14 protein-coding genes are annotated in these 22,610 nt (G+C 53.6%); 11 read left to right on the top strand and 3 right to left on the bottom strand.

Annotation, left to right across the window (positions count from 1 at the left end):
* The first annotated feature begins 126 nt into the window (after positions 1-126).
* Both B3P58_RS04425 and B3P58_RS04420 read left to right on the top strand, forming a co-directional pair.
* Positions 127-2,280 carry a YgiQ family radical SAM protein gene (locus B3P58_RS04425; protein ID WP_286716273.1) on the top strand — a complete coding sequence of 718 codons (2,154 nt, stop codon included), beginning with the start codon at positions 127-129 and terminating at the stop codon, positions 2,278-2,280.
* 132 nt (positions 2,281-2,412) lie between these two features.
* Positions 2,413-3,447, top strand: coding sequence for a hypothetical protein (locus B3P58_RS04420; protein ID WP_286716272.1), 1,035 nt, complete (start codon positions 2,413-2,415; stop codon positions 3,445-3,447).
* A gap of 106 nt (positions 3,448-3,553) precedes the next feature.
* Here the strand turns inward: B3P58_RS04420 and B3P58_RS04415 are convergent, their stop codons facing one another.
* A complete protein-coding gene (locus tag B3P58_RS04415; RefSeq protein WP_286716271.1) occupies positions 3,554-4,192 on the bottom strand; it encodes an NAD(P)H-dependent oxidoreductase in 639 nt (212 codons plus the stop codon).
* 380 nt (positions 4,193-4,572) lie between these two features.
* On the opposite strand from B3P58_RS04415, the gene B3P58_RS04410 reads away from it, so the two are divergent.
* Genes B3P58_RS04410 through B3P58_RS04400 form a run of 3 tightly spaced genes read left to right on the top strand, consistent with a single transcriptional unit; the run spans position 4,573 to position 8,774 of the window.
* Positions 4,573-6,732 (top strand): TonB-dependent siderophore receptor, encoded by a 2,160-nt coding sequence (locus B3P58_RS04410; protein ID WP_286716270.1) that lies wholly within the window; start codon positions 4,573-4,575, stop codon positions 6,730-6,732.
* A 58-nt stretch (positions 6,733-6,790) separates the two neighbouring features.
* A complete protein-coding gene (locus tag B3P58_RS04405; RefSeq protein WP_286716269.1) occupies positions 6,791-7,336 on the top strand; it encodes a hypothetical protein in 546 nt (181 codons plus the stop codon).
* Positions 7,337-7,343: 7 nt separating this feature from the next.
* Positions 7,344-8,774, top strand: coding sequence for a PepSY-associated TM helix domain-containing protein (locus B3P58_RS04400; protein ID WP_286716268.1), 1,431 nt, complete (start codon positions 7,344-7,346; stop codon positions 8,772-8,774).
* Positions 8,775-8,880: 106 nt separating this feature from the next.
* Here B3P58_RS04400 and B3P58_RS04395 read toward each other — a convergent pair whose 3' ends face one another.
* The gene (locus B3P58_RS04395) at positions 8,881-10,122 is read right to left on the bottom strand and encodes a hypothetical protein (protein WP_286716266.1); all 1,242 of its coding nucleotides are present in this window, start codon (positions 10,120-10,122) and stop codon (positions 8,881-8,883) included.
* Positions 10,123-10,224: 102 nt separating this feature from the next.
* A complete protein-coding gene (locus tag B3P58_RS04390) occupies positions 10,225-10,611 on the bottom strand; it encodes a hypothetical protein (protein ID WP_286716265.1) in 387 nt (128 codons plus the stop codon).
* A gap of 426 nt (positions 10,612-11,037) precedes the next feature.
* Here B3P58_RS04390 and ald point away from each other — a divergent pair, with 426 nt between their 5' ends.
* The 6 genes from ald to B3P58_RS04360 all read left to right on the top strand — a co-directional run.
* Entirely contained in the window at positions 11,038-12,156 is a 1,119-nt protein-coding gene (ald, locus tag B3P58_RS04385) for an alanine dehydrogenase (protein ID WP_225691955.1), read from the top strand.
* A 164-nt stretch (positions 12,157-12,320) separates the two neighbouring features.
* A complete protein-coding gene (recC, locus tag B3P58_RS04380) occupies positions 12,321-15,860 on the top strand; it encodes an exodeoxyribonuclease V subunit gamma (RefSeq protein WP_286716264.1) in 3,540 nt (1,179 codons plus the stop codon).
* On the top strand, positions 15,857-19,639 hold the full coding sequence (gene recB / locus B3P58_RS04375) for an exodeoxyribonuclease V subunit beta (RefSeq protein ID WP_286716263.1): 3,783 nt from the start codon (positions 15,857-15,859) through the stop codon (positions 19,637-19,639). The genes recC and recB overlap by 4 nt, the downstream gene beginning before the upstream one ends.
* Positions 19,636-21,597, top strand: coding sequence for an exodeoxyribonuclease V subunit alpha (gene recD / locus B3P58_RS04370; RefSeq protein ID WP_286716262.1), 1,962 nt, complete (start codon positions 19,636-19,638; stop codon positions 21,595-21,597). The genes recB and recD overlap by 4 nt, the downstream gene beginning before the upstream one ends.
* Before the next feature lie 103 nt (positions 21,598-21,700).
* Complete coding sequence (locus tag B3P58_RS04365) at positions 21,701-22,183, top strand: hypothetical protein (protein ID WP_286716261.1); 483 nt, start codon at positions 21,701-21,703, stop codon at positions 22,181-22,183.
* A 4-nt stretch (positions 22,184-22,187) separates the two neighbouring features.
* A partial coding sequence (locus B3P58_RS04360) for a PspA/IM30 family protein (RefSeq protein WP_286716259.1) occupies positions 22,188-22,610 on the top strand: 423 nt, incomplete at its 3' end.

Raw genomic sequence — 22,610 nt, 5'->3', positions numbered from 1 at the left:
CCTCATAAATGCAAGGGGAATAAAAGCGTGAAATGATCGCGAAAGGCAGGGAATATTTTGCCTTTCACCTTTTGTCGGCCCGCGTAATTTGGGACAATAGCGACCGTTTTTTCCCGGTCCGGACTTATGACTCAGCCAGCGCAACACCTGTTTTCTTACTACCCCTACTGGGCCGAATGTTTCGGCACGGCTCCTTTCCTGCCGATGTCCCGTGAAGAGATGGACGTGCTGGGCTGGGACAGCTGTGATGTGATCCTGGTAACCGGTGATGCTTACGTTGATCATCCGAGCTTCGGCATGGCGGTATTGGGTCGTCTGCTGGAGGCGCAGGGCTTCCGTGTCGGCATCATTGCCCAGCCGGACTGGAACAACCCGGAAGAGTTTAAAAAGCTGGGTAAGCCTAATCTGTATTTTGGCGTCACCGCCGGCAATATGGATTCGCTGATTAATAAATACACCGCCGACCTGAAAGTCCGCAGCGACGATGCCTACACACCGCACGGCGAGCCGGGCAAGCGTCCGGACCGCGCGGTGATTGTGTATTCGCAGAAATGCCGTCAGGTGTACAAAGACGTGCCTATCGTGATTGGTGGTATCGAGGCCAGCCTGCGCCGTATCGCCCAGTACGATTACTGGAGTAATCAGATCCGCCGCTCGGTATTAATCGATTCCGGTGCCGATATTCTTCTGTACGGTAACGCTGAGCGCGCTCTGGTGGAGCTGACCCACGCCCTGGCGGAAGGCAAAACCCTGGACGATCTGCAGGATCTGCGCGGCACAGCGGTGGTGCGTGATGCCACACCGGCAGGCTGGAGCGAAGTCGACTCCACCCGCATCGATTGGCCGGGTCATATTGACCAGATTCCTAATCCGTATGAAATGAAAGATACGGAAACAATGAGCTGCAGCACGAACGGCAGCAGCGGTGATGCGGCCGACGGGGCTGATGATGTGATGCCGGTAAAAATCGTACCGATGCCACTGCAGCGTAAGGCCGGTCTTGATCCGGATAAAACCTGTATCCGTTTGCCATCCTTTGAAAAAGTCCGCAACGACAGTGCACTTTATGCTCACGCGTCACGGGTTCTGCATCAGGAAGCCAACCCCTATAACGCGCGGCCATTAATTCAGAAACACGGTCATCAGGAAGTGTGGATTAACCCACCGCCGATTCCGCTGGAAACCGATGAAATGGACTCGGTATTCGGCTTCGCCTATCAGCGTGTGCCACACCCGAGTTACGGCGATGCGAAAATTCCTGCTTACGATATGATCCGTTTTTCGGTCAACATTATGCGCGGTTGTTTCGGCGGCTGTACCTTCTGTTCGATTACCGAACACGAAGGACGGATTATTCAGAACCGCTCACAGGAATCCATCCTGCACGAGCTGGAAGAAATCCGCGATAAAGTACCGGGCTTTACCGGCACCATTTCGGATCTGGGTGGCCCGACCGCCAATATGTATCGCCTGCACTGTAAGAGTGAAACCATTCTGAAAAGCTGCCGGCGTTTGTCCTGCGTGTTTCCGGGCATCTGTAAAAATCTGGAAACCAGCCACGAACATACAACGGCGCTGTACCGTGCGGCGCGTAAAATTCCCGGCATTAAACGCATCGCCATTGCTTCCGGCCTGCGTTACGACCTCGCCGTGCGTGATCCGGAATACGTGCGTGAGCTGGTTACCCACCACGTGGGCGGCTTGCTGAAAATTGCGCCGGAGCACACCGAAGAAAACGTGCTGAATAAAATGATGAAGCCGGGTATGGGCACCTATGATGCCTTTAAGAAAATGTTCGACCGTTTCTCCAAAGAAGCGGGCAAAGAACAATATCTGGTACCGTATTTTATTGCCGCGCATCCGGGTTCGGAAAACAAAGACATGATGAACCTGGCACTGTGGCTGAAACGCCAGAAAATGCGCGTGGATCAGGTGCAGACCTTCTATCCGTCGCCGATGTCGCTGGCAACCGCGATGTACCATTCCGAACGCGATCCGCTGCACCGTATGAGTTATAAATCGGACAAGATTTATATCCCGCGCGATTTGAATCAGCGTCGCCTGCAGAAAGCCTTCCTGCGTTATCACGATCCGAAAAACTGGCCGTTACTGCGCCAGGCTCTGAAGGATATGGGACGCACTGATCTGATCGGCAGTGGTCCTAAAGCACTGATTCCGGCAGAAGAGGAGGCGGTGTTGCGTAATACTCCGCGTCCGGGTTTTGCTAAAAACAGTAAAGCCGGTGTGCGTAATAAACGGCCTGTGCGTAAACCACGGTAATACTGGTTTGCCCCTGCTGCTGCGGGGGCAGATTGCGCTGGCGTGGTTTGAGCGGCTGGAGCCTGCACGTATCGGTTTGAGCTGAATGGCAAAAGGCGGTACGGTGACCTGAAACTCTGTCGGGATGACCCTATGGCTGAGCACCCCCCGGTTCCGGATACCGCATGGCTTATATCGCTGGTTGAAAAAATACTCGATAACGCCATTTCGCCGCATTTATTGCGTGCAGAAGTCAGTGAGTTAGCTGCTGCTCTCAAATTGTTGGGACACGAACATCCTGAGGGCCTGTCAGGTGCTGCTAAAGGAACGTTAACCGTAAACGGCCTGGCACTGGCACCGGATATGGCGGCAACCTGCGCTGATGATGCTGTCCGGACAATTATGTTCCTGCGTGGTACGCGGGCGGCTATTGCTGATCAATATGCTCAGGGTTCAGGTGGTCCGGTACGGATTTTATATGCGGGCTGTGGGCCATATGCCATTCTGGCTGTGCCTCTGATGCTGGTTCTTAGTGCTGAAGAAGCATCTTTTACACTTATCGATATTCATCCGGAATCGGTCGCTTCTGCAGAACGTATCATTACTGCCCTGAATCTTGCGGATGCGGTTTTCGATATGAAGGTTGTGGACGCTACCGGGTATCTGGCAGACCCGGATTTTTCTGCGGATATTATTCTGACAGAGGTGATGCAGGCGTGTCTGCAGACCGAGCCTCAGGTTACGGTTGTCCGCCACCTGTTATCGCAGTCACCGTCGGCACTTGTTATTCCGCAGGAAATCCGTGTCGATCTTGTGTTTGCTGATCCGGAGGTTGAGTTTTCTGCAACGCGAAGGGCGGTTGCTGGCCAGAGTGCGCAGGACGGGCGTGTTTATGCCGGTTCTGTGTTTATTCTGAATAATGAGGCTGTTTTCTCATGGAAGAATGTCAGCGGCAGTTATTTGCCTGGTTTATCGGTAGAGGTTAATCATCTTCCTGATGACCGTTATCAGCCAATGTTGTTTACCGATATTTGTGTGTATCAACAATACCGCATTGGTGCTTATGAATCCGGCCTGACCTTTCCGCGAATGCTGGAATCGGCTGAGAAAATATCCTCCGGAGCGCAGCTGCATTTTCGATATCGGCTGGGAGATAATCCGGGCGTTTTTATTGCGGCGGTCCGGTAACCGAATGCATTATCAGATACCGTTTTTCCGTTTCTCTCATCGTCACAATAAAAAAAGAAGGCCAGCGGGCCTTCTTTTTTTATTGTTTATCTGAATATTGCGAAGGTTATTTTACTTCAGTAATAAAGCCGTCGTGACTGCGGCGCACCTTCTTCAGATTCACCAGCCAGTCGCCTTCTTCAGCGCGATAGCCTAATGGCAGCAGAATAACCGAGCGTAAGCCTTTTTCTTTCAGGCCCAGAATCTCATCCACTTTCTCCGGGGTGAAGCCTTCCATTGGTGTGCTGTCTACCCGTGCTTCGGCGGCGGCAATTAATGCCGATCCCAGGCCGATATAGGCCTGACGGGCAGCGTGCTGGTAGTTGGTTTCAGCATCGCGCTGCGGGTAGATGCCCAGCAGCATTGCGCGGTAGTTTTCCCAGCCTTCGTTTTTAAAACCACGGATTTCGTTGGTCAGATCGAACATATGGTTAATGCGTTCTGCGGTGTAATTATCCCAGGCGGCAAACACCAGCAGGTGAGAGCAATCGGTAATCTGATCCTGATTCCAGGCATGAGGTTTGATTTGTTCACGTATTTCTTTGTTGGTAACAACCAGTACTTCATAAGGTTGCAGGCCGCTGGAGGTTGCCGTCAGGCGGATCGCTTCGAGAATGGTATCGAGCTTTTCCTGTTCAACAGTACGGCTTGGATCAAATTTTTTGGTGGCATAGCGCCATTGCAGATTACTGATTACATCAGACATAAAAAACTTCCACAGAAACAGTGATACGAAGCCGGAGCGGCTGTTTTGGGCAGGTACAGCGTCAGGCTGTTGGCGCAAGTATACGCTTGTCAGCGAGGGGCTTTGAGCCGTGGTGGCGGGTAACACTATTGCGCTGATCCGGTTAATCCCCGGTGCCTGCAGGGCTAAAGCCCTGGCGCTACTGACTTCCCGCTGCAGGCCCGGTCAATACGACCACTTCAAACCTAACCCTGTTACCGGACTTTTCCTCCCCGGTATCCGGCTCGGGTGGTGATATGGACATTTCTGGCCGTATTTGGAGTTGACTCAGTTGCAAGTCGTAATGATAATGCGTCGCAATAACTATTTAAGTTGAAGTCTGCAGGTTCTGGGGAGGACTGATGAAAACGCAACGATTAAACCGTCTGGCGTTGAGTATTGCGCTGCTGAATGTGGCCTCTGTGGCATTGGCAGAAACCACAGCGGGCCAAGAGACGGGAGTGCTGGTCGCCGATACTGACAATGCGCCGGAACAGAGTGAGGTACGCCTCGATAAAACCGTCGTTCGTGCGGAGTTGACCAACTTTGGCGCGACTAAATCCAGTGTGCCTATTGTTGAAACCGCACGTTCTGTCTCGGTAGAAACCAGTGAGCAGTTTGAAGAAAAAGGCGCGCTGAATCTTTCTCAGGCTACCTCCTATATGGCCGGTGTTACCGCCGAAACTTATGGTTTTGCCACCCGTGGGGATGCTATTCACGCCCGTGGTCTGAGCCTGCCACGTTACCGCGATTCTATTCAGGAATTATTCGGCAGCTACAACACTACCCGTGCCGAGGTGTATACGCTGGAACAGGTCGAAGTGCTGAAAGGCCCGGTGTCGGTACTGTATGGGCAGGGCACGCCCGGCGGTATTGTTAACTATGTATCGAAAACCCCGAAGGCAGAATCTTCTACCGAAATCGTCGATGAGATGGGCAGCAATAAGCGCAAGCAATTGGCGATTGATTCGACCGGTAAACTCGGCAGTGACAAATGGCTGTACCGTATGGTGGCGCTGAAGCGCGACAGTGATACCCAGGTGGATTATGTCGAAGATAATACCCTGGTGCTGATGCCATCGGTCAGTTATGTGCCATCGGCAACCAGTCGCTACACGTTAATCGCTATGCATCAGAACACCGACAGCGACACCGGTGCGCAGTTTGTGCCGGTTGAAGGAACCTTAAAACCGTTAAAAGACGGTACCTATCTCGACCAGAATGTGTATGCCGGTGAGCCGGGCTGGAATAAATACGATACCCGTTCCAATCAGTTAACCGCTCTGGTTGAGCAGCAGCTGACAAATAATCTGGCACTGGAAGCGACCGCGTTATGGCGTGAAGGCAGCGCTGATTATAATCAGGCCTGGCCGGTCTTTACCGGTGCCGGAAACAGCCGTTATCTGAATGATGTTCTTGGCAGCAATGCCTTTACCGACACCACCGTGGCGCGGACTTTTTATAAAGCCGATAACGAATTTCAGCTGTATGCGCTGGATGTTCGCCTGTTAGCCGATTTTGATACCGGCGCGCTGCGTCATCAGATTCTGGTTGGTGCACAAAAGCAAAGCGTAACCACCGATAATGACACTGCACGCTCCGCCGATGGTGGTGCGTCATCCGGTAATTTTGATTACGTACTGGATCTGAAAAACCCGAAATATACCGGTGCGCCGGATGATTCGATGTTTACCTACACCGATAATCCGGAGCAGAAAATCGACAGCATCGGTTTGTATGTGTCTGATCAGATCAGTTATGACAACTGGCGTTTTACCGCTGGTCTGCGTTACGACGAAGTCGATAATGACACCGGCAGTGATAAACAATCCGACGATGCACTGTCGGCCAGCGCGGGCGTTTTATACACCTTCAGTAATGGCCTGGCACCTTACATCAGTTATTCCGAATCGTTTGAAACCGTGGTCGGAACCGATGCCAATGGCAAACAGCTGGAACCGCGTGAAGCAACCCAGTATGAAGCCGGTCTGAAATTTGAACCTAACGGTTTCCCCGGATTGTTTACGTTGTCGTATTTCGATATCGAAATTACCAATCTGCCCAACCCGAATGGCGTACCAGGCACCAATTCACAACAGCAGGGCGTAGCAAAAATTGACGGTGTTGAACTGGAAGGTAAGGCCAACGTCGGTGATTTTTATATTCAGGGTGCGCTGAGCACACTGAATACAGAAGACCAGAATGGCTACCAGTATGCGGCTGAGCCGGATAGCAATGCTTCGCTCTGGGTAACCTGGAAACCGGCCGGAAAATTCCGCATGGGCGGTGGTGTGCGTTATGTCGGTGAAAGCGTGTCTGAGACGGCAACGGTTAAATACGTTACGCCGGATTACACCCTGGTCGACATGATGCTGGGCTACGAAGCAACCGAGCAGCTGGATCTGGCGCTGAACGTACGCAATCTGGGCGATGAGGAATACCTCACTTCCTGTCTGGCCCGTGGCGATTGTTTCCCGGGTGTGCGCCGTACGGTTAATGCCCGTGTTACTTACAATTTCTGATTATCGCGGCCTGCTGCCTGCAAATTAAGCAGGCAGCGGGCCCGGACGGATATTTATCATGATGTTATTTCTGATGGCAGCTGTCCCCGCGTTATGCGGGGTTGGTTGTCTTTTTCATTCGTGGAAATCCGCACGGAAACACGGACGCAGCCTGGTTATTTATGGCTGGCTGTTACTGTTGTTGTCTTTGCTGAGCTGGATACAGCTGGCGGGCGCCGAATACGGCGTTGTGTTTACGTTGTTATTTCCCGCTTTTTTTGCCTGGCTGATGATTGTTTTTCAGCGCCGCAAAGGCCGTCGTAAAACGTCAGCGCCAAAGACTGTTCAGCCCATGCCTGCGCCATCCTGGCAGGGAATTGGGCGGAATATTGCGCGCTTTCTCTGGTTATTTGCCGGCCTGGGTGTGGCCATGCTGCTGGTGAGTGTGGCACTGGTGATGCAATTCCCCTTTGCCGCCAATCTGAATCTGGCATCAGCATTGTTGTTATTTCCTTTGCTGTGGGCTGCCTCGGTGTGCTGGTTTCTGAGCAGTCGCAACCCCTGGAAAGTCTCGTTACTGAGCACCGTAGCGGCACTGGTGTCATCCTTATGGTTATTGGTTTGATGGTGTTATGAAATATTCCAGACAATTAGTGAAATCCAGCCTCAGCGCACACAGCTGGCTGGGCATTGGCATGGCAGCGGTGCTGTATCTTATTATTCTGAGCGGTACGCTGGTGGTGTTTCATACGCATATCGAACGCTGGGAGCAACCGCTGGCAGCGGAATTCCATGAGTTTGATGCGGCTGCTGTTGAAAGCGCATTTAATAAATATCTGACCACGCCCGATAATCTGACGCCGCACATGTATCTGGTCTTTCCGTCAGACGCGATGCCACGGATTAAATTCGCCAACGAACAGCAGGGCGAATACCGCAATGCCGATGGCAGTGCCGGAGTGCCGGCCTATGACGATTGGGCGCACCAGCTCAGCGACCTGCATTATTACCTGCACCTGCCGAAAAACATCGGCATAATTCTGGTGAGTGGAATGGGGGTTATTCTGCTGGCGCTGATCATCAGCGGTTTGCTGGCGCATCCATCTATTATCAAAGATGCCTTTGCCTGGCGCTCCGGTTCTGAACGTATTCATTTTACCGATCTGCATAACCGTCTGAGCGTCTGGGGTTTACCATTTCATCTGATGATGGCTTTTACCGGAGCGTATTTTGGCCTGGCCGGGCTGATTATTCTGATTGCTGCCGAAGCTTTTCACGATGGCGACCGGGAAGCGGTAACGCGGCAGTTTTTCAGTGGCGACCCGGTGGTAGAAGCACAGCCATTACAGGTGAATATTCAGCAGCCGCTGCAGTATCTGAATGCCAACGTGCCCGATGGTCAGTTATTGTTTATGACCATTCACGAAGCCAACAGCGAACAACGTTTTCAGGAATATTATGTACAGCAACCGGGACGGCTGATTTATTCCGAAAATTACCGCTTCGATATGCAGGGCAATTTCCTCAACCGCGCAGGCTATTCTGATGGCGATCTGGCCAAACAGATTGTGTACTCCATTTATCGCCTGCATTTCGGCAATTTTGCCGGTATGGGCAGCAAGCTGCTTTATTTTGTAATGGGGCTGGCCCTCACAGTTGTCTGCGTCAGCGGCATTAATATCTGGCTGAACCGGCGCAAACACGAAGACCTGCTCAACCGCTTATGGGGGGCGGTGGTGTGGGGCGCGCCGCTGGCCATTACCGTATCCGCCATCAGCGGCGTGTTAGTGCGCTGGCCATCGGTAATACCCTTCTGGGGCGTGATACTGGCAGCGCTGGTATTTGCGCTAATCGTTCAGCCAGCGGCCCGGTTCCGGCGCCAGATTCAGCTTGCCGGAATACTGGCCGTATTCGTGCTGTTGGCAGGCTACGTCATTCAATTCGGGCTGGCCGCCGCCTTGGGCCCCGGATTACTGCTGACCTGCGGCTTGTTGGTGTGGGCGCTGGTGCTCGCTGTGTTTGTGATCCGCAGTTCAGGGGCTGGGGTAGGAAAAGCCGGGTAAGTGCAGGGTAGGGCAGGCTGGGAGGAAAATGGAACTGGACACCTCGTCAGGTTGACTGGTGTCCGTTAAAGCGGGGCAAGATCACCAGTCCGGCAACAGCGCCTTGTTACGCATTTTCTGGCCAGCCCTCGTGAAGTTCAAATATCTCTCTAAATGTGAGCCCTTTGTTCCACTGCATTTTGTCATTCTGAGGCTCTGCAAAGGGGAAACATTTCAATGATTCTGGAGCAGGCAACGCGGCCCAGGGATTAAAATATATGGTGCTATCCCTTACCGCTAAGGAAGAAGCATGAAGGTCATTAAAAATCCATGCAGCGCTAACGCGCGTATACTGCGGCCCTCTTTTTCCATGCCATGCCCCATTTGGTGCCCTTCGCATTTCGGGCTCAGCATCGCTGCCAGGTTTAAAAACAAATTGCTCTTGCCCAAAAAGCGCCTGCATTTCATCGATTCGGTCCAGATGGAAGCTATCTAAATTGACAGCTACAATCAAGGGGATTTCGAGATCACCATATTTCCCGCCCTTAAACTTAACTGCATCTCTAATGGGGCTCCAAGCATCGACCCAGCCACCCCCGCTACCACCGATGCCGATAAGGGTAGAACTCTGTCCTCTTCGTTCAGGCTTTAGAGGGATTGGGCGAATTTGCAAGTGCCACTCGTCATGAGCCCAAACCAAAGGTTCGATGCTATCCAAGCCTGCACTATCTATTTTTTCCAGCACCTCATCAGGATCAAGAGAATCCAACCACGCATGAATCTGATTTTTTAATTTTTTACCACTAGGAGGACTTTTGGGGCTTCCTTCATCGTCCAGCGCAATCATAAATTTATCATGGGGAGATTTCGCTAAGGTGTCTAAAACAGCTCCTTTTCTCGCTTCCCCACCTCTATCTAATTCATTGTTTTCTGTTGCTAAGACTGCTTCTAAATAAAAACACCGGCCTTCAGTGTCAGAAACGAGAAAATCTGGCCTATAAGGACTCCCATTGGGGAGTTCTGGATGAGGAGTTAGTGTAAAACCCTGTCTTCTCAGTACTTCATATATAAATAATTCAAAACATGCAGAACGAAAATGAACATCATCTCCGGACCGAAGACGAGAAATAATTTCCTTTTGTTCCGTACGAGGATAGTTCTTTACACAGTCTTCAATGAAATTTCGTATTTTTTCAATTTCGGTTCGAGCAGATCGATTATAGAAAATGAAGTCACTCTCAGTGTTCTGCTTAGGTGAGTCGTCTGTGCGTTTTACACTATCGAAGACTTTAGGAGCGGCAATATTAAAACCAATTCCTAAGGACTTTCTGAAAGCCTTCATTCTCTTCTTGCGTCCAACTCTTCCCATGAGACCACTCAGTCGTATGCGTAACGCCGCTCAGCACGCGCGGCTACGAAATGGAGGCGAAGCCGAAATGTAGTAGACGTCGCCGTGCCTGGCCTTGTTATGCTATTGATTTTCTTGAACACACTTATCAAAAAGCATGCTCCACGTTTGCTCATCCGAAAGGCCGTGGAATTTAATAGCCCGACTCAATGCACTTATCTCAACGGTCTTGAATAGCTCCAGCGTTTTAACTTCCGCCTCTGCTCGAGTGATACCTTGATGTTTCTGGGCCATGGGAACGAACTGGGCATAGTCTTTACCGGTCAACTCCCCCAACTCCTCTAATGAGGTAGTTTTTGCGAGCATCCCCTTGTACGCATTCAAATTTTCTATCGGGTAGGAAGTCAGCTCTCGCATTTGATCGATCTGCGCTTGGCAAAGCGCATAGGTATCGGCAGCAAACGCGTGACCAGAGGTCAAAACCAAAACCGCGAATAGCAAAGACCTCATTTCGAACTCCTTTTGAAGCATGACAGTTTCTTAGTAGGCATGCTCACTTGCACACCTGTGTCCTTGTTTAAGTCCCGAGTCTAACCCACTGTTACCGCTGCGAAAAGTACCGCTAGTAATATCATTATCAGGCTATAAACGCGCACGCACACTATCACTCCGCCATCGTCTTTACACTTAGCGCACTATCTCGTTGAGTGATCCGTTAACCCATTGATTTTACAGGGTATATTCTTCCTGGTAGGTGACAGATTGCGCATCGTTATTTTGATACCGGCGCGTAAACACGCACGATTCCGGCCGTTCATTAACATAATCTGGTGGTCTGTTCAGTAGTCTGGTACGCAGTCGTCTGGTCGGTGTTGATTACTGCGCCCAGCAGCCCCTGACCCAGCTACACTATTTTTATATATTACGGAGGTGCTTATGCGTATTGGTGTCCCGAAAGAGATTAAAAACCATGAATACCGGGTTGGTCTGACCCCGGACAGCGTGCGCGAGCTGGTGCATCGCGGTCATGAAGTCTGGGTGCAGCAGAACGCAGGAGCGGCCATTGGCTTCAGTGATGACGATTATCTGAGCTGTGGGGCAATGGTCGTTGATACTGCGGCGGAGGTGTTTGATAACGCCGAGCTGATCGTTAAGGTCAAAGAGCCGCAGCCGGAAGAAATCAGCCTGATCAGCGCTGAGCATACATTGTTTACCTATCTGCATCTGGCGCCGGACCCGGCACTGACCCAGGCGCTGATGGCAACCGGTGCCACAGGCATCGCCTATGAAACCGTCACCGATAAAGCCGGGCGGCTGCCATTATTGGCCCCGATGTCAGAAATCGCCGGACGCATAGCCGTTCAGGCCGGTGCCCGCAGTCTGGAGATGGAGGCCGGCGGACGCGGGGTGTTGCTGGCCGGAGCGCCGGGTGTGCCGGCTGGCGAGGTGGTGATTATCGGCGCCGGGGTAGTGGGGCGAAATGCTCTGGCTATCGCCGTGGGCATGGGCGCGCAGGTCACGGTGCTCGATACCTCGATGCAGGCGCTGCGCGAGCTGGATCAGCAGTACGGCAACCGCATCCATACCCGTTTTTCTACCCGCACCGTATTGGATGAGTGTCTGCCCAAAGCCGACCTGGTAATTGGTGCGGTATTAATTCCCGGTGCTGCAGCGCCTAAACTGGTGCTGCGTACCCATCTGGAAAGCATGAAACGCGGCGCGGTGATCGTCGATGTCGCCATCGATCAGGGCGGCTGTGTGGAAAGCGCACGGCCAACCACCCACAGCAATCCAACCTATGTCGACAGCGGTGTTGTGCACTACTGCGTTGCCAATATGCCGGGTGCCGTGGCCCGCACTGCCACGCAGGCGCTGAACAACGCCACCTTGCCCTTTGTGCTGGCGCTGGCAGGTAAAGGGGTTGAGCAGGCGCTGCGTGATGACCCTTATCTGCGTATGGGCCTGAACCTGTGTCAGGGCGCGCTGACCAGTGCCGAAGTGGCGGCCAGTCAGGGCGTGGATTATGTTGAGCGCGAGACGCTGCTCGGGCTCTGAGCGTATCCGCAGATAAAAAATACCAGCAAACATAAAAACGGAGCGTCAGGCTCCGTTTTTTATGGCCTGTCCAGATTCCGCTTATCGCCAGCAAGTGATCCGCTCTCAAAGACCGTCTTCTCTGGTACTCTATGGCCTGCCAACCACTTGCCCGCAGGGAAAGCATGTTCCGCCTCTATCATTCCAACGACCTTGAAATTCTTAAGGGCATTCTTGTCCATCAGATGCAGGAATCGCCCGTCGGCCCCTTTGGTCAGGAAGCCATTCTGGTGCAGAGTCAGGGCATGTCGCACTGGCTCAAACTGCAGCTGGCGGATTCGCTGGGGATCGCCGCGCAGGTGGATTTTCCGCTGCCCTCAAGCTTTGTCTGGCAGGTGTTTAACCGTCTGAAACCGGAGCTGCCGGAACGCTCCCATTTCGATAAGCAGATCATGGCGTGGAAGCTGGTGCGTCTGTTACCACAGCTGGCGCTGAAAGAGGGTTGTGAGGCCATTGCTCATTATCTGCAGAACGATGCCGATGGTGTTAAGTGCTATCAGCTGGCGCAGACCATTGCCGACGTGTTTGACCAGTATCTGGTGTATCGCCCGGACTGGCTGCTGAGCTGGGAGCTGGGCGAGGATGAAGTCGCCGATACCCAGGTGTCGGCCCATCCGTGGCAGCCGCTGGTGTGGCGGGCGTTAGTGGCCGACAGCGCCAAACTTGGTCATTCGCTGGATCACCGTGCGCGCCTGCTGCAGGAGCTGGAACAGCTGGTGCAGGCCCATCCTGAACGTCTGGCCGATCTGCCCAAGCGGTTGTTTGTGTTTGGTATTGCGGCGTTGCCGGGCAGCTACTGGCAGGTGCTGCAGGCGATTTCGCCGGTGATTGAAGTGCATTTCTTTTTGCTGAATCCATGCAAAAACTTCTGGGGCGATATCGTCAGCGAACGGCAGAAGATGCGCATTCTGCGTGATAACCCAGAGGTGGAAACCCTGCTGGACAGCGGTAATCCGTTACTCGCTTCCTGGGGGCGTTTAGGGCGCGATTTCCTCACGCTGGTACACGAAACCGCCGAGCAGTATGAAGGCCGTATTCAGGATGTGGATGCCTATTTAGAGCGGGAGCTTGAACCTGAATCACAAACGCTGCTGGCACACCTGCAGCAGGACATTCTGACTTTAACTGACCGTCAACAGGGCGCGTTCAGCAAAGAGGCCCAGTTGCACAGCTACTTTAAACAAAGCATCGCGCCTGATGACGGCAGCGTGCGCTTAATCAGCGCCCACAGCCCATTGCGTGAAGTGCAGCGCCTGTACGATCAGATTCTGCACTGGCTGGATAACGACCCGGACCTTAAACCGCGCGATATCGTGGTGATGGTGCCGGATATCGACCAGTACGCACCGTACATCGATGCGGTGTTTGCCAGCAGCCGGGCGCGCACAGATCAGGGCGGTGAGTACCGTATTCCCTGGGCCATTGCCGACCAGTCGATGGCGCAGGAAGATCCGCTCATCGACAGCTTCCTCAGTCTGCTGGGGTTGGGTGACTCGCGTTTGCTGATTACCGAAGTTCAGGACTGGCTGGATGTATCCGCTATCCGCAGCCGTTTTAATATCCGCGAAGACGATCTGCCGGCACTGCGAGACTGGCTTGCACAGGCGCAGATTCGCTGGGGCTTAAACAGCGAACAGCGTCAGCAGCTGGGCTTGCCGGCGTTTGAACAGAACAGCTGGCGTAAAGGTCTGCGCCAGTTATTGCTGGGTTATCTGACACCAGACAGCCGTCAGGATTTTATGGGCGATTTTCCGGTGGCCGCCACCGAAGGCAATGAAGGCGAATTGCTTGGCCATTTAATGGCCTTTATCGACGTGCTGGAACACTGGCAGCGTCTGTTTGCGGCCGGGCCGCGTCATGTTGCTGACTGGTCGGCGTCGCTGCTGCGGCTGCTGGATGATCTGTATCTGGCCGACAGTATTGAGCAGAACTCGCTGCAGCGTATCCGCGATGCTATTCAGCGCTGGCAGGAAGAATTATTGCTGGCTGGCTTTAACGGCGAATTATCCGCACCGGTGGTGCGCAGCTGGTTTAACGAACAATTAGGGCAGCAGGGCGGCTGGCAGCGTTTTCTCGCCGGGCCGGTGAACTTCTGTACCCTGATGCCGATGCGTTCCATCCCGTTTAAAGCGGTGTGTCTGCTGGGGATGAACGACGAGGATTATCCGCGCCGGGTAACACCGGTGGGCTTCGATTTAATGGTTGCCGGGCGCAGCCGTCGCGGTGACCGTTCGCGCCGAGAAGATGACCGCTATCTGTTTCTGGAGGCGGTGTGTTCAGCACAGGATTATCTGTACATCAGTTACCGTGGTCACGATGTGCGTGAAAATGCCGAATTGCAGCCGTCGGTGCTGGTGGCGGAACTGCGCGATTATTTATGCGATGGTTTTGCCCTTGAGCAGGATCTTGATTTACCGCACCAGCAAAGCCGCCAACAGATGCTGCACTGGCTGCTGGAAGAGCTGCCACTGCAGCCCTATAACCGTCAGGCATTTGCGGCTGACGATTTATTGAAGCGCCATGTATGCAGTTATCAGCAGGTGTGGGCGGATGTCGCCGCTGAACAGGGCGCTGGCCATGAGTCGGAAAGCGATCATTTCTTCAGTCAGCCGCTGGCCATTCCGGCCGATATCGATACCAGCGTGGTTGCCTGGGAAGACGTGAAACAGGCCCTGGCAGACCCGCTTAAATATTTTGTCACCCGCCGCTTAAAAGCCTCGTTCGATGTGTACTGGCAGCAGCATGAAACCGAAGAACCCTTTGCCTTAAATGGTCTGGATTTATATCAGCTGAAAGACGACTGGCTGCAATTAGCCATGGCCGATATTCAGCAGGGCCACGCTGAAGAATTAAGCGATGAACTGGCTTTTACCCGCCGCCAGCAGGCGCTGGGGCAATTACCGGTGAATGCGCTGGGGAAAGTCTGGAGCGATGATCTGATTGATTATTCGCGTCCGCTGGCGCAGAAAATCGTCGAATTATCCGAATTCCGTATGGACGTTAAAGCGCTGTCGGTGCCGCTGGAAAACTGCACCGTACAGGGCGAATTACAGCAGGCGTTTGTGCGCCATGAAGGTGATGATTGCGGTTATCTGCTGTATCACCGCGTCGGTGATATTTATGGTAAACATTTATTGCAGGCCTGGCTGGATGCCTTGCTGGTGGCTGCGGCCGCGCCGGCTCTCTCTCCTCAGAGTATCAGTCATGTCTGCCTGCTCGGTTTAAGCAAAGACAAGGGTAATACCTGGCTGCGGGAAATACAGCTGGGCTTGCCCGCACCGGACACTGCGCTGGCTTTAATTAAACAGGCCGTCGACTGGTACTGGCAGTGCTGGTGTAAACCCATCGCGCATTTACCCGATACGCTGTGGAGTCTGATTCAGGCGCAGGAATTATTTGCCGAAAAACACGCTGACGATACCGACGCGCAAGCCGATGCCATGCAAAAAGAAATCAGCAAACTGGCCGAGCGGGATTTTGGTGAACTGGCATCACCTTATTTACAGCGCTGTTTGCCGGATTTTGTCGCGCAGTTGCAAAGCCAGTCGCTTGATCAGTGGCTTGCTGAGCAGGGCATCTTGCTGACCAGTCTGAAAAAACACATAAAAACCGATGAACTGCATAAAGATTCCGCTGCCAGCTACAGTGGAGGAGAAGGCGCATGAAAACCTTATCCATTCCTGATTTTCCGCTGTACGGTCAGTCGCTGATTGAAGCCAGTGCCGGTACCGGTAAAACCTTTACCATTACCGGCCTGTATAACCGTTTGATTCTTGGTCACGGTCGTCCGCGTTTGGGCTGTGATCAGATTCTGGTGGTGACCTTTACCCGTGCCGCCACCGAAGAATTGCGTGGCCGTATCCGCCAGCGCCTGCGTGATACGCTGGAAGATTTATTGTCGCTGGAAAACGACCAGCCGATTGACGCTCAGCAGCAGAGCTATTTACAGCAACTGGCTGAAGCACGGTACAGCGATATCGACAGCCTGTGTAAGCAACTGAAACCCTGGCTGCAAAGCAATCTGGCATTAATGGATGAAGCGGCGATTTATACCATTCACGGTTTTTGTCAGCGCATGCTTAAGCAGTTTGCCTTCGACAGTGGAGTGGTATTCAGCGCCGAGCTGGTGCTCGACAGTGACAGTTACCTGCAGCAGGCCTGTGAAGATATCTGGCGTCAGCAGGCCTATAGCCTGAATGAACAGCAGAGCCGTTATTTAATCAGCCGTTATGCCGCCCCGGACGATGTGCTGGCGAAAGTTAAAGCGCGGATTAACCGCCCGGATATGACGGTAATTCCGCCGCTTTCAGCTGATGGCCTGAGCAAGGCGTGGCAAAGCGCCGAAGCCGCATTTACGACCGCCAAAGCCGCCTGGTCGCAAATCAGTGCGGCTGATGTGGTGCAGTTAATTGCGGATTCCGGGCTGGATAAAAAATCCTACAGCAAACGTTTTGCCCCGAACTGGGTAGAAGAAGCGGCCGGCTATTTTGCCGGACGCTTTTATATGCCGGCGCCAAAAAACCTCTACCGTATGACGCCAGCCGCGATGGCAGAAAAGCTGAAAGACGGTGGCGAATTACCGCAGCATGCGGCCTTTGACGCGACTGAGGATTTTCTGCAGGCGGCCAACCAGTTAGCACTGCTGCTGGAAGCCGCGTGGATGGACGCCATTAAAGAGCGTTATTTCGAGCTGCTGGAAAAAGCCGGCGCCTTAACTCCGGATGATTTATTACGTTTATTGGTCAATGCTCTGCGTGCCGAGCAGGGCGAGTTACTGGCCAGTCATATCCGCCGCTTATATCCGCTGGCGATGATCGACGAGTTTCAGGATACCGACCCGCAGCAGTACGAAATTTTTAACCGCATTTATCCGCCGCAGGATGATGCTGAGGAGGTTTCTGACAACGCGCTGGCGACTCAGCCAGGTCAGAAGGGGCAGGCAGGTCAGCATGGCCTTATTATGATCGGCGACCCGAAGCAGGCCATCTACGGCTTCCGCGGCGCCGATATTTTTACCTACATCAAAGCCCGCCGTCAGCTGGACGAAGAACGCCGCTTTACTCTGGAAAAAAACTGGCGCAGTCATAGCCAGCTGGTGGCCGGGGTTAATCAGATATTTGCCGGGCACGACAGCCCGTTTGTATTCGATAAGGATATTCAGTTCGTTAATGTCTCGGCGGCAGGTAAACCCGACGGCCAGCCATTGAAAATTGCCGGTGAAGAACAAACCCCGCTGCAGCTGTGGCATGACGGCGGTGAATATTCACGCAGCCGGGCGCAATTTACCGCTGCAGAGCAGTGTGCCGAGAAAATTGATGCCTTAATGCATGGTGATGCGACGTTGGGTAATGAGCCGGTGCAGGCGCGCGATATTGCCGTGCTGGTGCGCAGCCGCAAGCAGGCCGGGTTAATCCGTGAGGCGTTATCTGCGCGCCAGATCGGCAGTGTGTTTTTAACCCGCGACAGCGTATACGACAGTCTGGAAGCGCGGGATTTATTTGCCTGGTTGCAGGCAGTGGCTCATCCCAGTGATGAGCGTGCATTGCGTACGGCCATGGCTACGGAAACCCAGGGCTTAACTGCCGCGCAGCTGGATGCCCTGTTAAACGATGAGCAGGCGTGGGAACGCACGCTGGAGCAAAACCACAGTTACCATCAGCTATGGCAGCGTCGCGGTGTTATGGCCGCCATTATGCAATGGCTGGAAGAAGACGGTCGCGCACAGCGTTTGCGTCGTCATCAGGATGGCGAACGCCGCATTACCAACCTGATGCACTTAGGTGAATTGCTGCAAAGTGCTGCCCGCCGTTTGCGCGGCCACGAAGCGCTGTTGCGCTGGTTTGGTGAGCATATTTTCTCGGATAACCGCAGCGGCGATGAAGCACAGCTGCGCCTTGAGAGCGACGCCAATCTGGTCACCATTGTCACTATTCATAAATCCAAAGGTCTGGAATATCCGCTGGTGCTGCTGCCGTTCCTGTGGGACGACAGTTATCTGCCTAACCCGAAAAGCGATACCCAGTATTTCAGTGAAACAGACGGCATGGTGCTCAATCTGGAACCGGATGATGAAGCCAAAGCACTGGCTGTACGCGATTCTCTGGCCGAGTCTCTGCGCTTGCTGTACGTGGCATTAACCCGTGCCGTGCAGGGCTGTTTTATCTGGCTGACCGATGCGGTGGATGGCAAAAGTAAAAAGGAGAAAAAATCCCGCATTGCGCAAACCGCACTGGGTTATCTGCTGGCCGTAGACAATGATCCTGACTGGGCCGGCTTAAAACAATCGGCCTCGACTGAATGTTTAATTACCGATTTGCCGGACTGGCCGCTAGATGAACTGCGTCGCCAGGCTGTTGTACAGGAAGCGCCACAGGCGGCAGTGTGCCAGCCGCATAGCTGGGATAGCTGGCGGGTAAGCAGTTACAGTCAGCTAACCGCCGATGATCATAGCGGACATACTGCTCATGATGATGTGCTGGTGATGGATGAAAGCAGTGAACAATCAGACAGCGATGAATCGGTTTCCGAATTTATTGACGCAGCGCTGCTGAACGAAATCAGCGAGCGTGAATTTGATGCCACAGCAGCGGCACTGACCTTTGCCAAAGGCGCAAACGCCGGTACCTGTCTGCACGCCATTTTTGAACACTGGGATTTTGTCGATAGCGAATCGCTGTTCAGTATTACCGAGCGTGAACTGAGCCACTATGGTTTAGCGCTCAGTGAGGATGAAGCCGGCGCCGGGGAAAAACAAAAGCAGATCAATAACATTGCCGGCTGGATGCAGGCGGTGGTGAACAGTCCACTGATGAATGATCAGGGCGAGCAATTCACCTTAGCGGATATTTCTGCGGCCAATCGCCTCGATGAAATGGAATTTTACCTGCCGGTGCAGCAGCTTAAGGCGGCGGATATTAATCGTCTGTTAGCTGACCCGGCGAAAAGCGGGCGCTTTCATTTCGATACCTTAAGCGGCTATTTAAAAGGTTTTATTGACCTTATTTTCTGCCATAACGGCCGCTATTACGTGGCGGACTATAAATCCAATCATCTGGGTTTCAGTATTAACGACTACACCCCGGCGGCATTAAAGGTGGCAATGGCCGATCATCAGTATGATTTACAGGCCTGGCTGTACACGGTTGCTCTTGATCAGCTGCTGCGTCAGCGTCTGAATAATTATGATCCGGCTCAGCATCTGGGCGGCGTGTATTACTTCTGGCTGCGCGGTATGCATCTGGGCGTCGGCGCCCCGCGTTTAGTTGCCGATGATGCGGCTGCCTCACAGCAGGATTTATTTGCCGCACCCGCACTGACTCAGGTGCCGGGCGTGTATTACCACGCTGTCGACCTTGATGCGTTGCAACGCTGGCGGCAGGCGCTGTTACCGGATTCTGTCTGCGCGCGAAACAGAACTGATAATAAAGCGGAGGCCGGTGTATGAATCCGCTGCTGTTGCAATATTTGCCCGACATTGAAGTGAAAAACCTGCGTGATATTGACCGTCAGGTGGCTATGCAGATGCTGCAGTGGGAATTGCAGGCGTCGGCGGACGCCGAACCGCACACGCTGCAGTTACTGGCGATGGCGTCGGTGATGGTCAGCGTTGCTCTGGGTAAGGGGCAGGTGTGTTTGCCGCTGACATCCTGTGCCTTGCCTGAATGGCGCGAGTTCTGGAGTGAGCATTCGTTACTGGCCAGTTCGCTGCTGGCTGCTTGCCGTACGGTGTATGTGGCGGAAGCCAGGCCGAAAACAGCCGTTGGCGAATTTCGCGATTACGCCCAGCAGCCGCTGGTACTCCATGGCAATAATCTCTATCTGGCGCGTTATTTTTTCTACGAGCGCGGTGTATTAACCCAGATTCACCAGCGCCTGGCGCAGGAACCGGCGTTAAAGGATACGGAGCTGACCAGCACGCTGACGCAATTGTTCGGCGAGCCGGGTGCTGTTAATCCGGGGGCTGCTAGCTCAGAGGCCGTGGTTGACTGGCAAAAAGTGGCTGCCGCCAGTGCCTGTATCCGTAATTTTGCGGTGATTACCGGCGGCCCGGGCACGGGTAAAACTACCACGGTGACGCGCCTGCTCAGTGCTTTGCTGAGTCAGAATCCGCAAATGTCGATTGCGCTGGCCGCGCCCACCGGTAAAGCCGCTGCGCGCATGACGGAATCCATTCGTGGTGCCAAATTACGCGCCCAGCAAAGCGGCGAAAAGTCGCTGCCCTTTGCCGAACAGATTCCGGACGACAGTTACACGCTGCATCGTTTGCTGGGCTGGTCACCACGCGGCTTCCGTTATAACGCCAATCGCCATTTACCCTTCGATTGCGTGGTGGTGGACGAAGCCTCGATGGTCGATCTGCCGATGATGTATCACCTGTTTCAGGCATTGGCCGCCGATACCCGCTTAATTCTGCTCGGTGACCGTGATCAGCTGGCCTCCGTAGAAGCGGGCAGTGTGCTGGCGGATTTATGCGATGCCGGCGTGCAGCACGGTCCGGACAGCGCTTTTGCCCAACGTCTGCAGCAACTGACCGGTTTTGATTTAACGGCCGTCACAGAAGAAGCTGTAAGCCCGATGCAGAATGCGGTAGCGTCACTACGGGTATCCCATCGTTTTACTGCGGACAGTGGCATTGGCCAGCTGGCGGCGGCGGTCAATAACAGTGACATTGCACGTGCCGATCAGGTGCTGCGCTATTTTGCCGATGTGCGTTTTGTGGCAGTGAATCCGCTGGCCGAGCAGCCGTTCTGGCAACAGCCGCAATGGCAGCAAACCTTAATGGATGGCTACCGTGATTACGCCGAAGCATTGCGCGCTTTTGCTGCGGATAAAGCCGATGCGAACGATGTTTTTAGCGCCTTTAACCGTTTTCAGATTCTGGTGGCGCTGCGCCAGGGCCCTTATGGGGTGGAGCAGGTGAATCAGCGCACTGAGCGTTTACTGCAGGCAGCGGGATTAATCGATACCCGTGCTTCGGCTTCCGGCTGGTACGCCGGCCGGCCGGTAATGATCAGCCGTAACGATTACGATCTCGGTCTGTATAACGGTGATATTGGTATTGCTTTGCCGCTAACGGATGAACAGGGCAGGCAGACGTTAAAAGTCGCCTTCCCGGATGCCGACGGCGGTGTACGCTATTTATTGCCCAGCCGTTTGCCAGCCCACGAAACCGCCTTTGCCATGACCGTGCATAAAAGCCAGGGCTCGGAGTTTGATCATCTGTGTCTGCTGTTACCGGAGCAGTGGCAGAGCGTTATTACCCGCGAGCTGATTTACACCGCCATCACCCGCGCGAAAAAGACCTTCAGCCTGTTTGGCGGCACAGCCTGCTGGCAACAGGGGCTGAATACCCGGGTGCAGCGCGCCAGTGGTTTACGGGAAGCACTCTGGCCTCAGCGCTGAGGTCCGGTGTGGTGTGTTTGCGTGCTCAATATTTTTTATTGACCACGTAAACAAGGCTGTATACATTTGTATTCACTGTGTATGCAGATGAACAGGGAAGCTCATGATCAGCAAGTCACAATCAATCAGTGTGCGTTTATCGGAAGACGATTACGCCTATCTGATGGCCATCCGCCAGAACGGTGCGCTGACCCAAAGCGATAAAGTTCGCGAGCTGATTGCTATGGCGCGGGAAGCGGTGGGCACCGAAAGTTTTGCCCGCTCGTTTATTACCGCCAGTGACAGCATGGCGCCGTATCGCGCACGTTATAAATCCCCCGAATCTGATCGCAGCATCCTGAATGAAGCGGTCTTTGATCTGCTTACCGAAAGCGCTGCCATTATTCAGTCGCAGGACAGCAAAGCCTGTGCTGCTGATCTCGAACGGCACTTATTTCCTGTTGTCAGCGATATGCTGCGTCGTCTGCTGCCGCCATTACTGGCGCAAAGCGGCGGTACACTGCTGAATAATGATCTGGCTGAGCAACTGCAACAGCAGCTGCTGACGGATTTTTCTCACCTGAATTGCGCCAACCGCAAGGAGTAACACCATGTCTGAAGGATTATTAAAACGTATCGGCCGGCTGGTGTCGGCATCCGCCAACTCTCTGGTCGACAGCCTAGAAAATGCCGCACCGACCATGGTGATGGAAGAAGCGATCCGCGAAATCGACAGCGCCATCGCCGATGTCCGTGCCCAGCTGGGCAAAGTTGAAGCGGCGCGTTATCTGAGCGCCAAAAGTTTAAACGCGGATAACAGCCGTCATGCTGAACTGCAGGCGCAGATTGAAGTGGCTGTTGCTCAGGGCCGCGATGATCTGGCCGAAGCGGCGATTGCGCGCCAGATGGATATCGAAGCCATGATTCCCGTGGTTGAGAAAAGCATCGCCGACAGCGACGCCGAAATTAATGAACTGAATTCCTATATTCAGGCACTGCAGGCGAAAAAACGCGAAATGCAGGAAACCCTGAAA

Origin of the sequence: Thalassolituus sp. UBA2009 (genome assembly GCF_002335285.1) — a bacterium.
Lineage (GTDB): Bacteria > Pseudomonadota > Gammaproteobacteria > Pseudomonadales > Oceanobacteraceae > Venatoribacter > Venatoribacter alkanivorans.
Note: the sequence above shows the minus strand (reverse complement) of the source record. Positions and strands in the feature narration are given on the sequence as shown.